10 protein-coding genes are annotated in these 14,363 nt (G+C 65.3%); 7 read left to right on the forward strand and 3 right to left on the reverse strand.

Annotation, left to right across the window (positions count from 1 at the left end):
• Positions 1-54: 54 nt before the first annotated feature.
• The 6 genes from IG197_RS13005 to IG197_RS13030 are packed head-to-tail and all read left to right on the forward strand — an operon-like array spanning position 55 to position 7,077.
• Positions 55-912, forward strand: a complete 858-nt coding sequence (locus IG197_RS13005) for a xanthine dehydrogenase family protein subunit M (RefSeq protein WP_192319319.1) — start codon at positions 55-57, stop codon at positions 910-912.
• A complete protein-coding gene (locus tag IG197_RS13010) occupies positions 909-3,665 on the forward strand; it encodes a molybdopterin-dependent oxidoreductase (protein WP_192319321.1) in 2,757 nt (918 codons plus the stop codon). Before IG197_RS13005 ends, IG197_RS13010 begins: the two co-directional genes overlap by 4 nt.
• Entirely contained in the window at positions 3,662-5,197 is a 1,536-nt protein-coding gene (locus IG197_RS13015; protein WP_192319323.1) for a 6-hydroxynicotinate reductase, read from the forward strand. The genes IG197_RS13010 and IG197_RS13015 overlap by 4 nt, the downstream gene beginning before the upstream one ends.
• A complete protein-coding gene (locus IG197_RS13020; RefSeq protein ID WP_192319325.1) occupies positions 5,194-6,075 on the forward strand; it encodes a UPF0280 family protein in 882 nt (293 codons plus the stop codon). Before IG197_RS13015 ends, IG197_RS13020 begins: the two co-directional genes overlap by 4 nt.
• Positions 6,068-6,652: an amino acid synthesis family protein gene (locus tag IG197_RS13025; protein WP_192319327.1), complete on the forward strand. Its 585-nt coding sequence runs from the start codon at positions 6,068-6,070 to the stop codon at positions 6,650-6,652. Before IG197_RS13020 ends, IG197_RS13025 begins: the two co-directional genes overlap by 8 nt.
• Entirely contained in the window at positions 6,649-7,077 is a 429-nt protein-coding gene (locus tag IG197_RS13030) for a MarR family winged helix-turn-helix transcriptional regulator (RefSeq protein WP_192319329.1), read from the forward strand. The genes IG197_RS13025 and IG197_RS13030 overlap by 4 nt, the downstream gene beginning before the upstream one ends.
• 88 nt (positions 7,078-7,165) lie before the next feature.
• On the opposite strand, the gene IG197_RS13035 is transcribed toward IG197_RS13030, so the two are convergent.
• The 3 genes from IG197_RS13035 to IG197_RS13045 all read right to left on the reverse strand — a co-directional run bounded on the left by IG197_RS13035 (position 7,166) and on the right by IG197_RS13045 (position 11,886).
• Positions 7,166-9,535, reverse strand: coding sequence for an aldehyde dehydrogenase family protein (locus tag IG197_RS13035; RefSeq protein WP_192319331.1), 2,370 nt, complete (start codon positions 9,533-9,535; stop codon positions 7,166-7,168).
• 255 nt (positions 9,536-9,790) lie between these two features.
• Positions 9,791-10,837, reverse strand: a complete 1,047-nt coding sequence (gene deoC / locus IG197_RS13040) for a deoxyribose-phosphate aldolase (protein WP_192319333.1) — start codon at positions 10,835-10,837, stop codon at positions 9,791-9,793.
• Positions 10,838-11,058: 221 nt separating this feature from the next.
• Entirely contained in the window at positions 11,059-11,886 is an 828-nt protein-coding gene (locus IG197_RS13045; protein WP_067955244.1) for a ferredoxin--NADP reductase, read from the reverse strand.
• Positions 11,887-12,072: 186 nt separating this feature from the next.
• Here IG197_RS13045 and IG197_RS13050 point away from each other — a divergent pair, with 186 nt between their 5' ends.
• Positions 12,073-14,142: a hydantoinase/oxoprolinase family protein gene (locus IG197_RS13050; protein WP_192319335.1), complete on the forward strand. Its 2,070-nt coding sequence runs from the start codon at positions 12,073-12,075 to the stop codon at positions 14,140-14,142.
• The last annotated feature ends 221 nt before the right edge of the window (positions 14,143-14,363 follow it).

Below are 14,363 nucleotides of genomic sequence, written 5' to 3' on the forward strand. Positions count from 1 at the left end.
AGGTTATCACTTGTGTACGAATGAAAATGTCCGGCAACAGCCGGGAGGCATTGCGTGACCCGTTACGCGAAACCCAAGTCACTCGACGAGGCGCTGGCGCTGCTCAGCGAGGGCTCTTGGCGAGTGTTGGCGGGTGCGACGGACGTTTATCCCGCTCTTGGCAACCGGCCTCTCTCTTTCGATGTAATCGATATCAATGACATCGGCGCACTGCGCGGCATCACCGAAAGCGACAATCACTTCGTCATTGGTGCGCGCACCAGTTGGACCGAGATCATCCAGGCGCCGCTGCCGCCGGCCTTCGACGCGCTGAAGCAGGCGGCGCGCGAAATTGGCTCGAGCCAGATTCAGCACGTCGCGTCGATAGCCGGCAACATATGCAACGCCTCACCGGCCGCCGATGGGGTACCGGCGCTGATGATCCTCGACGCCGAGGTCGAGCTGCGGTCGCGCCACGAGATGCGCATTTTGCCGCTTGGCGCGTTCATCATAGGCAACCGCCGAACCAAGCTGCGCGAGGACGAGCTGGTGACGGCGCTGCGCATCCCCAAGGCCAGCACTGGCGGCGGCTCGGCCTTCGTCAAACTGGGTGCGCGGCGCTATCTGGTCATTTCGATCGTCATGGCGGCGGCCAGGGTCGTGCTCGGTACGGACGCGCGGATCGCAAGCGCGGCGATTTCGGTGGGGTCGTGCTCGGCCGTGGCGCGACGGCTGCACGCGCTGGAAGCAGCACTTGTCGGGCATAGGCCGGAGGTCGCCGAAGCCGCGGTGCAAGCTGCCGGATTGGATGAATTGTCACCAATCGACGATGTGCGCGGCAGTGCCGGATACAGGCGAAGTGCTGCGCGCGAAATCGTGGCGCGGGCGCTTCTGCTTGCAACGCATGGCTCGCAGAGACGGACGGCGGCATGAAAACCGACCGGGCGCCGATCAGCTTCACCGTCAACGGCGCCTCCGTGTCGGTGTCCGCTGCGCCGATGCGGCGCCTGTCGTCGGTACTGCGCGACGACCTCAGGCTGACGGGCACCAAGGTCGGCTGCGATGCCGGCGATTGCGGCGCCTGCACCGTGCTGCTCGGCGGCGAGCCCGTCTGCGCCTGCCTGCTGCCGATGGCCTCGGTCGAAGGCGCTTCGATCCGCACCGTGGAAGGGCTGGGGGGCCGCGACCTCTCGGCGCTGCAGGCGTCGTTCCTGGCACATGGCGCCGCGCAATGCGGTTTCTGCACGCCCGGACTGCTTGTGACGGCAACTGCGTTGCTGGAACGGGAGCCGCGCCCAAGCGAACAACAGGTCCAGGACGCGCTCGGCGGGGTCCTGTGCCGCTGCACCGGCTATCGCAAGATCGTCGAGGCGGTGATGGAGGCATGGCACTTTATGCTGCCACCATCCCTTGATTTTCGCATGCCCCCGGCTGGTTCGGCCGTAGGTGCCTCGCCCATCAGGCTCGACGGCATCCCGAAGGTGATTGGCAGCGAAAGATTCGGCGGCGATTCATTTCCCGCCGATGCGTTGTCGGTGCTGGTGATCCGCTCGCCGCATCACCGAGCCGCATTCTCGTTCGGCGACCTCGACGCCTACGTCGCAGGCAATGCGGGCATCGTTGCGGTTTTCACCGCCGGCGACATCCCCGGCATCAACAGCTTCGGCGTTATCCCGCCTTTTGCCGACCAGCCGGCACTGGCCGAGAGCGAGACACGTTTCCGTGGCGAGGCGGTGGCGCTTGTCGCTTGCGAAGGCTGGGCGGCGCGCGACCTGGATGTGACGTCTTTCCCCATCACCTGGCGCGAGTTGCCGGCAGCACTGGAGCCGGCCACTTCCCAGGCGCAAGGCGCAGTGCTGGTCCATGCCAACCGACCCGACAACCTGCTGACGCGCGGCCTTGTCGAGCGCGGCGAGCCGGAAAGTGCCCTGGCGCAGGCCGCATGCGTGGTCTCCAGCAGCATGCAGACCTCCTATGTCGAGCACGCCTACATCGAACCGGAAGCCGGCTATGCATTGATGGACAGCGATACGCTGACGATCGCCGCCTGCACTCAGGCACCGCATCTGGATCGCGACGACACGGCGCGTATCCTTGGTCTCGCGGTGGAAAAAGTGCGTATCCTGCCGACGGCGACCGGCGGCGGCTTTGGCTCCAAGATCGACGTTTCGCTGCAACCGCTCATAGGGCTGGTGGCACTGAAGACAGGGCGCCCGGCAGCCCTTGCCTATAGCCGCACCGAATCGATGGCCTCGACGACGAAGCGCCATCCGGCCGCGATGAAGGCAACAATCGGCGCCAATGCCGACGGCACCATTCGCGGCATGGTGTTCGATGGCGAGTTCAACACCGGTGCCTATGCCAGCTTCGGCCCGACCGTCGCCAATCGCGTGCCGGTGCATGCCTCCGGGCCCTATGCCACGCCGCATTACCGCGCCATCGCTCGCGCCATCCACACCAATGGCCCGGTGTCGGGCGCGTTCCGTGGTTTCGGCGTGCCGCAGGCTACCCTGATGCAAGAGACGCTGCTCGACCAACTGGCCGACAAGCTTGGTCTCGACCGGTTGCAGATACGCTTGAAAAATGCTCTTCGAAACGGCTCCGAAACGGTGACCGGGCAGCGGCTCGACACCGGTGTCGGCATCGGCGACTGCCTCGAGGCGCTGAGCCTGCGCTGGACACGCGCGCTGGCCGAAGCGGACGCTTTCAACGCGGCCAACGGCAAGTTCAAGCGCGGCGTCGGAATCGCCTCGTGCTGGTATGGCTGCGGCAACACGTCTTTGCCCAACCCCTCGACGATCAAGCTGGGCATCTCGCCCGAAGGCAAGGTCGTGCTGCACCAGGGCGCGGTCGACATCGGCCAGGGCGCCAACACCGTCATCGCCCAGATCGCCGCCGACGCGCTTGGCCTGCCGCTCGGCGATTTCGTGCTTCGAAGTGCCGATACGGCTGTTACACCCGATGCGGGCAAGACCTCGGCGTCGCGCCAGACCTATGTCTCGGGAAAAGCGGCGGAAAAGTCCGCGAAAGCCTTGCGAGACGGCATCCTGCGCTTTGCCAATGTCTCGGCCAAAGCGTCGCTGCAGCTTTTGCCGGGCGGACTGCTCCTGGTGCATGAGGGCGGCGAGCGGCGGCGCATCGATCTGACGCTGCTCGAAGTGGACAAGGACGGCCTCGTCTTCGCCGCCGAGGAAAGCTACGACCCGCCGACGACGACGCTCGATGCCAAGGGCCAAGGCAAACCTTATGCCGTCTACGGCTATGGCGCGCAGATCGCCGAGCTTGAGGTCGACATGAGGCTTGGCACCGTGAAGCTGATCAAGATCACCGCGGCGCATGATGTCGGCCGGGCGATCAACCCGCTGCTTGCCGAAGGCCAGATCGAGGGCGGCATCGCCCAGGGTATCGGCATGGCGCTGATGGAAGAGTACATTCCCGGCCGTACCGAGAACCTGCACGACTACCTGATCCCGACGATCGGTGACGTGCCGCCGATAGAAACCATACTGGTGGAAGTTCCGGACCCGGAAGGACCCTTTGGCGCCAAGGGTTTGGGCGAGCATGTGCTGATCCCGACGGCGCCCGCCATCCTCAACGCCATCCGCCACGCCATCGGAGTGGCGATCACCAAGGTGCCGGCAACGCCGTCGCGAATCCTGGCCGCAATCGAGGAGGCACGTCGATGAACGAGCTTTCCGAGCGTTTCGAGACACACCCGGCCGGCGACAGGCAGGCGGGCGAAAAGCTGCGCTGCGATGCCTGCCCCGTGATGTGCTACATCGCCGAAGGGCACACCGGCGCCTGCGACCGCTATGGCAATTTCGGCGGCATGATCGTGCGCGCCGACCCAGTCCGCGTGCTCGATTTCGCGGTCGAAAGCGGCAATTCCGTGGTGCCTTTCAGCGGCGAGGCGTGGGATGGCGAACTGGTCAACACCGGGCGGCGCTTCGTTACCGCCATCGGTGCCGGCACCACCTATCCCGACTACAAGCCGGCACCGTTCATCGTCAGCCAGCAGCTCGCAGGCGTCGATCTCGTCACCGTCGTCACCGAGGGCATCTTCTCCTATTGCGGCGTCAAGGTGAAGATCGACACCGACCGCCATCTCGGCCCCGAGACGGCGACGGTGCGTGCCCAGGGCGAGGCCATCGGCCATGTGACGACGGGCGAATACGGCTCGCAGATGCTGTCGCTCGGTGGCGTCCACCATTTGACCGGCGGCTCGAAGAGCGAAGGCCGGGTGACCTGCGCGGTGCTGCTCGACCTCTGCAACAAGAAGCCCGTCGAGCTGAGCATCGACGGCGGCGCCGCCATCGTGGTCGAGGCCGGCAAGCCGCCGGTCATCGATGGCACGACCGAACACCGCATGCGCGTCGGCTGCGGCTCGGCGACCATAGGCATGTTCGCCACGCAATGGCGCGGGCTCGTTGACGAGGTGGTTGTCGTCGACGACCACATCACTGGCGTCGTCTCCGAGCACCAGGCCGGCAAGGTGCTTGGCTGGGAGGAGACCGGCATTAAGATCCTCGGCCGCCGCTCGACGCCGGGGCGCTATTTCAAGGTGTCGGAGCCGGGCCTCGGTTGGGGCGGCACCAGCATCTCCGACCCGCTCGAGATCCTGGGCGAATGGAATGCCAAGAAAGGCGCGCGGCCCGGCCTGTCGCTGCTGATGGTTTCGACGACGGGCGAGCAGTTCGCCTATTACGAGCTCAACGACGAATTGATGCCGGTCAAGAAGCCGTTCCCGGACCGCTTGCGCAAGTCGGTTGGGCTGATCGAGGACAATTGTGAGCCGGCTTTGTGTACCGTGCTGTTCGTCGGCGGCGCCGGCGGCAGCCTGCGCGCCGGGGTGACGGAAAATCCGGTCAACCTGACGCGTTCGGTGCAAGGCCTGAGAACCTACGTGACGGTGGGCGGCGCGCCTGTCTATGTCTGGCCGGGCGGCGGCATCACGCTGATGGTCGACGTCCTCAGGGTGCCCGATAACGCTTTCGGTTATGTGCCGACACCGGCGCTGGTGGCGCCGATCGAATTCACCTTGCGGCGCGACGACTATCTGGCACTGGGCGGCTATGACAGCGAGATCAGGAGCATCGACGACGTGCTGGCGCGCGGCGGCGAGTATCTCAACGAACGGGCGACGGAAGCGGCCGGGACCGACAACCCCTGGCCACCGCTGGCGCAGTTGCGCCTGACGGCGCCGGGCGGGTCGCGATGAATGGACCCGAAATCTCCTGGCTGCCCGACAAGCACCGCCTGCATTTCAATCATGGCCCCATCGACCTGATCGTCGAGGCATTTGGCGAGACCGGCGAGGTGCGCGCCGCTTACGAACAGGCGGCGGAACGCTTCCAGACCATCCTGGACGAGCTGGTCGAGGAGCTTGCCCAACTGCGCCGCCCGGCATCGTCAAGGCCCCGCGACTTTGACGGACCAACGGCGCGGCGCATGGAAGCCGCCGTCGCGCCTTTGGCTGGGCAGTTCATCACACCGATGGCCGCCGTCGCAGGTTCTGTCGCCGACGAGATGATGGCCGCGATGATCGCCGGGCGTTCAATCGAGCGCGCCTATGTCAACAATGGCGGTGACATCGCCCTGCACATCGGCTGTGGCCAGGAATTCTCGGTGGCGATTGCCGGCACGGGCCACGGCCTGGCCGACAGGCTGACGATCCACTGGCAGGACGCAGTGCGCGGCATCGCCACCAGCGGCTGGCGCGGCCGCAGCTTTTCGCTCGGCATCGCCGACGCTGTAACGGTGCTCGCGGTAAACGCGGCCGCGGCCGATGCTGCGGCGACGCTGATCGCCAACGCTGTCGACCTGCCCGGCCACACGGCCATCCACCGCAGGCCAGCGTGCGACCTGGCGCCCGACAGCGACCTTGGCGACCGGCTGGTGACGACAGACGTCGCACCGCTTGCCCCCGCCGACATCGAGGCGGCGCTCGACGCCGGATTTTCCGTGGCCGAATCCTTGCGGCGGCAAGGGTCGATCCAGACTGCAGCTCTATACCTAGGAGGCCGAACCCGCATAAGCGGCACGCATGAGCTTGCCGTAACCGATGGTGTGACAAGGGGGGAACCTGTCCATGCCTGACTTTCCGATCCGGAAGATCACTGTAACGATCGAGGAAATCCTGCACGACGGAGGGCCACCCGCGCATATCCCCCGACGACGAGCGGCAGCGCTTGCGGTGGTGAAGAACCCGTTCGCCGACCGCTATGTCGAAGAGCTTGAGAGCGCGATGGAGGATCTGAAACCGCTCGGGCTGATGCTGTCCGACCGGCTGATCGCGGCGCTGGGCGGCGATGCGAAGGCCATCGACGGTTATGGCAAAGGCGCCATTGTCGGCTCGGCCGGCGAACTGGAACACGGCGCGCTGTGGCATGTGCCCGGCGGTTACGCCATGCGCGAGCGGCTTGGCGAAGCCAAGGCGATCGTGCCCTCGGCCAAGAAGCTGGGTGCTTTCGGCGCGCGGCTCGACGTGCCGATCGGCCATGTCAACGCCGCCTATGTGCGCAGCCATTTCGATGCCATGGAAGTGGGGGTGCCCGACGGGCCGCGACCGGACGAGATCGTCTTTGCATTGGTCATGACCTCGGGGCCGCGCATTCACGACCGCATGGGTGGATTGAAGGCCTCCGACATCAAGGCCTGGGATGGCTTGCGATGAGCCCCGAAACCACCGAAGGTACCTACCAGGTCCAGGGACAGATCGGTTTTGTCCTGCGCAAGGCCAACCAGCGTCACGTCGCGATCTTCGCGACGCATATTGCCGACCTGACGCCACCGCAGTTCGCCGCGCTCGCCAAGCTGCGCGACGTCGGCGAAACCTCGCAGAACCAGCTGGGCGGCCTGATCGCCATGGATGCGGCGACCGTGAAGGGCGTCATCGACCGGCTCGCGGCACGCGGGCTGGTGCAGCTGGCCAAACATGAGGTCGACAAAAGGCGCCTGATGGTCAAGCTGACCGACGAGGGCCAGCGCCTCATCGTCGAGCTTCTGCCGCGGGCGCGGACGATCACCGAGGAGACATTGTCGCCGCTGTCGGCGAAGGACGCAGAGACCCTGCTGCAGCTGCTGACGAAGATAAGCTGAGGGCCAAGGGAGCAAGGGAGTAAGGGAGTAAGGGAGTAAGGGAAGGCGATAACCCCTATTCCCCTATTCCCCTATTCCCCTGGTCCCCTCAGTCCCCGTATGGGACCCAGACGTTCTTGATCTCGACGGCGCGGCGGAGGAAGTCTTCGCCCTGGGCGGTCGGCCAGTCGAGGCTGCGGCCGTGGCCGGTCCAGACGCGCTTGAGATTGCCGACAGATTCAGCCTCCGCTTTGGCGCAGATCTCGGCCTCGGCGACGACCCACAGGCCGTCGACGTCGTCATGCTTGGCAAGCACGGCTGTGAGTTCCGCCGTATGCCCGGTGACGATGTTGATCGCACCGGCAGGGACGTCTGAGTACTCGAGTACCTGGTAGAGGTCGGTGGCCACGAGCGGCGCGGTGGAGGACGGCACCACGACCGTGGTGTTGCCCATGGCAAGTGCCGGGGCGAGCAGCGAGATCAGGCCGAGCAGCGGCGCCTCGTCAGGGGCAACGATGCCGATGACGCCGACAGGTTCGTGCAGGGCAAGCGTGACGGTGCGCGCCGGCGGCTGGTGCACCCTGCCCTCGAACTTGTCGGCCATGCCGGCATAATAGAACAGCCGCTCGATCGAGGCCTCGACTTCTGCCTTGGCAGCCTTGTGGGCAGCACCGGTCAGTTCGACGATGCGGGCGGTAAACTCTTCCGTGCGGCCGGACAGGTTCTCGGCGAGATAATAGAGCACCTGGGCCCTGTTGTAGGCGGTCGCTTCGGGCCAGGCCTTGCAGGCGCGCGCCGCCGAGACCGCATCGCGGATGTCCTTGCGGCTGCCCAAGCCGACCTCGCCCGCGAGTTTGCCCTTGGAGGTGAGAACCGGCAGCGAATAGTTGCCGTCGGGGCGCACCTGCTTGCCTGCGATGAACAGCTTTGCCGTGCGGTCGATGCCGTGGCTTTCGCCATTGTCGCGGGCGGCCTGTTTCGGCGCCGTCGACGGCTTGATGACAGGGCCATGCGGCTCGCTCGGCGCCAGATATTCCTCCAGCCCCTCGCGCCCGCCTTCGCGGCCAAAGCCACTCTCGCGGTAGCCGCCGAAGCCGCAGGCAGCATCGAACATGTTGGTGCCGTTGATCCAGACCACGCCGGCCTTGAGCTGCGGGGCGACATGCAAGGCAAGATTGACGTTTTCGCTCCACACCGAGGCGGCAAGGCCATAACGGGTGTTGTTGGCGAGTTCGACCGCCTCTTCGGTGTTGCGGAAGCTCATGGTGGCGAGCACCGGACCGAACACCTCTTCCTGGGCAAGGATGTTGGCGGGCGCAACACCCGTCGCCAGCGTCGGCAGGTGATAATAGCCTGATGATGGCACATCCTGGTCGGGCTGCCAGCAGACGGCACCCTGTCTTGCACCTTCCTCGACAAGGCGCCTGACGCGGTCGAGCTGGGTCTTGTCGACCAGCGGGCCGATGTCGGTGTTCTTGTCGAGCGGAGAACCGACCCGCAGCCGGCTCATCCGTGTCTTGACCTTGGCGATGAAGGCTTCGGCTACGCTCTCCTGCACCAGAAGCCGCGAGCCGGCACAGCAGACCTGGCCCTGGTTGAACCAGATGCCGTCGACAAGTCCCTCGACGGCGCTGTCGAGATCGGCGTCTTCGAAGACAATGAAGGCCGACTTGCCGCCGAGTTCCAGCGACAGCTTCTTGCCAGAGCCCGCAGTTGCCTTGCGGATGATCTTGCCGACCTCCGACGAGCCGGTAAACGCGATCTTGTCGATGCCGGGATGGTTGACGATCGCAGCCCCTGCCTCGGGTCCGCCCTGGACGATGTTGACCACGCCCTTGGGCACACCGGCGCGTTCGCAGATCTCGGCGAAGAGAATGGCCGTCAGCGGCGTGAACTCGGCCGGCTTCAGGACAACGGTGCAGCCGGTGGCAAGGGCCGGTGCGATCTTCCAGGCCAGCATCAGCAGCGGAAAATTCCACGGGATGATCTGGCCGACGACACCGGCTGGCTTGCGGCCTGGGAATTCCCGGTCCAGCGACTGGGCCCAGCCGGCATGGTGGATGAAGTGGCGGATCGCCAGCGGCACGTCGATGTCGCGGCTCTCGCGGATCGGCTTGCCATTGTCGAGGCTTTCCAGCACCGCAAACAGGCGCTGGTGGCGCTGCATGGCGCGGCCGATGGCATAAAGCACTTTTGCGCGCTCATAACCCGAGGCAGCACTCCACTTCGGCAGCGCCTTGCGGGCCGCGGCCACCGCCGTCTCGATGTCGGCGGCAGAGGCGTCCGACACCTTGGCCAGAAGCTTGCCGGTTGAGGGATCGGATGTGTCGAAGCTCTTGCCGTCAATGCCGGCGCGCCAGTCGCCTGCGATGAACAGCGCCTTCGAGAAATCGCGGGCCCCAAGCCAGGCATCGGCTTCTGAGCGGGCCTCGGGGGCTGGGGCATAATCCATGGCGTGGTATCGTTCGAGAATGTTCATTGGAATGTTCCCAGCAATTCGTTGCGAGGTCGGCGATCCTTCGCACCCCCCTCTGGCCCCATATTTGTCAAAGGGGCGGCCATCTCCCCCGCAAGGGGGGAGATCAGCCTGCGCTGACGTCGCCGCCAATCATCGAGGTTGGAGGAAAGGTGTGAGCGGCGAAGCTGCCAATCTCCCCCCTTGCGGGGGAGATGGCCGGTAGGCCAGAGGGGAGTGCGAAGAAGCTCCACGGCGATTGCTTTCGCGCCCATCGTCTCACGCCATGGCGTGGCGGTGGTTGGCCGAGTAGCGGCCGCTGATGTGGTGTTCGAGCTGGCGCTCGATGTCGGTCAAAAGGCTCGAGGCGCCGAAGCGGAACAGCTCCGGTTCGAGCCAGGGCCGGCCGAGTTCTTCCTTCATCAGCACCAGCCAGTCGAGCGAGACTTTTGCCGTCGAGATGCCGCCGGCCGGCTTGAAGCCGATGAGGTAGCCGGTCTGCTCGTGATAGGCCCTGATGGCCCTGACCATGGCGAGGCCGACGGGCAGCGTCGCATTGACGCTTTCCTTGCCGGTCGAGGTCTTGATGAAGTCGGCACCCGCCATCATCGCCACCATCGAGGCCAGCGTGACATTGCGCAAAGTCGCCAGATCGCCGGTGCCCAGGATGACCTTGAGATGCGCCTCGCCGCAGGCAGCACGCATCTGCCTGATCTCGTCATAGAGCTCCTGCCACCTGGCGCCGAACACCAGTCCACGCGGGATGACGACGTCGATCTCGTCGGCGCCGTCCGATACCGACGCCTCGATCTCGGCAAGACGTGTCGACAAGGGGGCCAGGCCATGCGGAAAGGCCGTCGACACCGCAGCGACATGGATGCCCGAGCCCTTCACCACTTCCACGGCGGTGGCCACGAACGGATGATAGACGCAGACGGCCGCCGGCCGGATCAGCACCTCACCCAGTCCCAGCGCCTCGGTCAGGTCGCGGCGCAGCGGGTTCAGCGCCTTGGCACAGAGCCGGCGCACACGCTCGTCGGTGTCGTTGGAGTTGAGCGTCGTCAGATCCATCAGCGAGATCGACCTGAGCAACCAGGCCGCCTGGTTGTCGGCCTTGATCGAGCGCCTTTTGGTCAGCGTGCCGACCCTGCGCTCCAGCGCCGAGCGGTTGACGCTGCGCAGCGATTCCAGAAAACCAAGATCCAGCGCCATGCCGGGATTGCGCGCAATGGCGTGCCTGTCGGCCGCATTCGCAGCCAGCCGCGCCGGCAAGGGGGTCACAATAGCGGACGACGGGTTCTCGGCTTCGCGCAGCTTGCCGCTCATGTGACTGCCTTTCCTCCGGACGCCTTGTCGTCGGCGCGACATCTCAAGAGCCGTCGACGGAAAGCCATGCTTTCGTCGCGGCAAAACAAGAATAGCCCGTGTAGCTATGCTCCACGAGTCCCCGGGGCGGAAGTTAGACGAAAAATCGAAACGGCGAAGCGTTATTTTGACCGGATGGTCAAAACGCCGGACCGCCAGGCGATCCGGCACTGAGGGAAGCATCAGCCGACGAAGGCGCGCTCGACGACGAAGCTGCCCGGCTCATTCAGCGAGCCCTCGACGAAGCCGAGGCTCTCGGCCAGTTCCTTGACGTCCTTGAGCATGTGCATCGAGCCGCAGATCATGATGCGGTCGGTTTCGGGATCGAGCTTGTCGATGCCGAGGTCGCTGTAGAACTTGCCCGACGAAATGAGCGCGGTGATGCGGCCCATGCGCTCGGATTCCTCACGCGTCGTCGAATTGTAGAGCGTGACGCGGCCATGGGTCAGCTCGCCGATCAGCGGGTCGCTTTCGAGATTGGCGACCAGTTCCTGGCCATAGGTCAACTCGGCCACGTCGCGGCAGGTGTGGGTAAGGAAGACGTGCTCGTAGCGCTCATAGGTATCGGGATCGCGCAGCAGGCTGGCGAAGGGCGCGATGCCGGTGCCGGTCGAGATCATGAAAAGGCGCTTGCCCGGGGTCAGCGCGTCGAGCACCAGCGTGCCGGTCGACTTCTGGCGCATCAGGACCGTGTCGCCGGGAACGATCTTCTGCAATTCGGAGGTCAGAGGACCATCCGGCACCTTGATCGAGAAGAACTCAACTTCGTCGTCCCAGGACGGACTTGCCACCGAATAGGCACGGTAAACAGGCTTTTCGGCGTTGGGCAGGCCGATCATGACGAACTCGCCCGAACGGAAGCGCAGCGACTGCGGCCGGGTGATGCGGAAGGAAAAGAGGCGATCCGTGTAATGTTTCACCGAAACCACCGTTTCGGCGTAGACATTGGCAGGGATTGGGAACTGAAGCGGCTTGGCTTCGGCCGTCTTCAGCGCTGCTGCGGTGTTCATCGATCAAACCTCTCGCCCGGCGCGGCGACGTTTCCAGACCCGGCGCGCAGCGGAAATACAGGCAAATAATGGGACCTTGTTCGGGTTATTAATTAGTATACAAATGATATCAGCGTCAAGATTGTGGCATAAAACGCCTTTCTAAACTGGCACAGGAACGTAGTCCGGGCTTTTCGGGATTAGTCCATGGACGAGAATATTCCCGCAGAGGCGGGAAATGTCGTGGCAGGCATCGATGTCGGGGGAACCTTCACCGACCTGCTGCTGATCGACGGTAGGGATGGCGGGACAGTCCGCATCGCCAAGACACCGACAACAGTTGAAAACCAGGCGCATGGCGTGATCGCGGCGCTCACCGCAACAGGCTTTCCCGTCGCCGACATCGACCTGATCGTGCATGGCACGACCACCACCACCAACGCAGTCCTCGAGCGCAGGCTAGCCAAGACCGGTATGATCACCACGCGCGGCTTTCGCGACGTGATCGAACTCGGCAGGCGCACGCGGCCACAGCCCTATGGCATGACCGGCGTGTTCGTGCCTGTCATCCCGCGCAATCTCAGGTTCGAGGTTACCGAACGCGTCGAAGCCTCGGGGCGGGTGCGCGAGCCGCTCGACGAGGACGAGGTGCGGCAGGCAGTCAGCCAGCTGGTCGTCGCCGGCTGCGAGGCGCTGGTCATCCATTTCCTGCATGCCTATGCCAATCCTGCGCATGAGCGACGCGCCGCGGAGATCGCGGCGGAGACCTGGCCAAATGGCCACATCACGACCGGGCACTCGCTGCTGTCGGAAGCACGCGAGTTCGAACGCGGGGTCACCGCCTCGGTCAACGCCGCCGTGCAGCCGATCCTCGAACGTTATGTCGGGCGGCTGCGCGACGAGCTGGCCACGCGCGGCTACGGCCGCGACTTCCTGATCATGAACGGCAATGGCGGCATGATCTCGGCGCGCTTCGTCACCCGCGAGGCGGCAAAGACCGTCATGTCGGGGCCTGCCTCCGGCGTCATCGCCGCAGCCCATACCGGACGGCGTGCCGGCTTCGGGCATCTCGTCACCTACGACATGGGCGGCACCTCGACCGACGTCGCGCTGATCCTCAATACCGAGCCCGCGGTCTCCAACGAGATCGAGATCGAATATGCGATGCCGATCCATGTGCCGATGGTGGCGGTACACACAGTCGGAGCCGGCGGCGGCTCGATTGCCCGTGTCGACGCTTCCAGGCTGATCCAGGTCGGGCCGGAGAGCGCCGGCGCGAATCCCGGCCCTATCTGCTATGGTCGCGGCGGCACCGAGCCGACGATCACCGATGCCAATCTGGTGCTCGGGCGGCTCGACCCGAAAAGGCTGCTCGCAGTCGACGCGCCGGTGACGGCCGAGGCCGTGCGCCAGATCTTCGAAGACAGGATCGGCAAGGCGACCGGGCTTGATGGTATTTCGGCGGCAGGGGCGGTGCTCCGGCTCGGCAACATCAAGATGGCAGGCGCCATCCGCATGGTGTCGGTGTCGCGCGGCCACGACCCGCGCGACTTCACGCTGTTTGCCTTCGGTGGCGCCGGCCCGCTTCATGCAACGGCGCTTGCCCGCGAACTCGGCCTGCCGCGGGTGCTGGTACCGGCGCGGCCCGGCATCACCAATGCGCTCGGCTGCGTCGTCGCCGATTTGCGCCACGACTTCGTCAACACGGTCAACCAGCCCGTCGCGCTGCTCGACGAGCAGCGGGCGCGGGACATTCTCGCCGGGCATCGCACGGCAGGCGAGGTGCTGATCGCCCAGGAGGCGGTGCGGCCGAACAGCATTCGCGTCAGCCACTCCGCCGACATGCAGTTCGTCGGGCAGACGCACATCGTCAACGTGCCGCTGCCCTCGGCGGATGTCGACCGCGCGACGTTGCAAGCGCTGTTCGAGAAGGCCTATTTCGCCCGTTTCAAGGTCGAACTGCCGGAGATCCGCGCCAATCTCGTCAACCTCAACACATCGGTGACGGGCGCCCGACCCGAGGTCGACCTCAGTCGCCTGATCGACCCGGCCGGACGGGCGGCGACGCTGGCGGAAGCGCTGCGCGAGATCAGGCCGGTGTGGTTCGACGGCAGCTGGCACGACACACCTGTCTATCTCAGGGAGAAAATGCCGCTCGACGCCGAGATCTTGGGACCGGCCATCCTCGAGCAGATGGACGCGACGACAGTGCTGGAACCAGGCGACCGGGCCTGTTCGGACCGGGACGGCAACATCATCATTGAGGTGGGGAGATGATTTCGCGCAAGCACCCCCACTCCGCCTCGCTGCGCTCGGCACCTCTCGCCCTGCCCGAGGGAGAGGAAAGACCGGCGGCGATAGGGGCGCTCGTCATCTCCTCAGCGACTCCGTTCCTCTCCCCCGTCGAAGCTCTTTTCCTTTCCCCCGTCGAACGGGGGAGAGGTGCCGAGCGCAGCGAGGCGGAGTGGGGGTCGACCTGCTTGGCGCCAAGCGAGCCC

Origin of the sequence: Aminobacter sp. SR38, from assembly GCF_014843375.1 — a bacterium.
Lineage (GTDB): Bacteria > Pseudomonadota > Alphaproteobacteria > Rhizobiales > Rhizobiaceae > Aminobacter > Aminobacter ciceronei.

Bases quoted from the DNA above. Each gene is read 5' to 3' on its own strand.
- deoC (WP_192319333.1), bottom strand. From the start codon at position 10,837: ATGAGCGGCAAGCTGCGCGAAGCCGAGAACCCGTCGTCCGCTATTGTG.
- IG197_RS13020 (WP_192319325.1), top strand. From the start codon at position 5,194: ATGAATGGACCCGAAATCTCCTGGCTGCCCGACAAGCACCGCCTGCAT.
- IG197_RS13010 (WP_192319321.1), top strand. From the start codon at position 909: ATGAAAACCGACCGGGCGCCGATCAGCTTCACCGTCAACGGCGCCTCC.
- IG197_RS13025 (WP_192319327.1), top strand. From the start codon at position 6,068: ATGCCTGACTTTCCGATCCGGAAGATCACTGTAACGATCGAGGAAATC.
- IG197_RS13015 (WP_192319323.1), top strand. From the start codon at position 3,662: ATGAACGAGCTTTCCGAGCGTTTCGAGACACACCCGGCCGGCGACAGG.
- IG197_RS13030 (WP_192319329.1), top strand. From the start codon at position 6,649: ATGAGCCCCGAAACCACCGAAGGTACCTACCAGGTCCAGGGACAGATC.
- IG197_RS13035 (WP_192319331.1), bottom strand. From the start codon at position 9,535: ATGAACATTCTCGAACGATACCACGCCATGGATTATGCCCCAGCCCCC.
- IG197_RS13045 (WP_067955244.1), bottom strand. From the start codon at position 11,886: ATGAACACCGCAGCAGCGCTGAAGACGGCCGAAGCCAAGCCGCTTCAG.
- IG197_RS13050 (WP_192319335.1), top strand. From the start codon at position 12,073: ATGGACGAGAATATTCCCGCAGAGGCGGGAAATGTCGTGGCAGGCATC.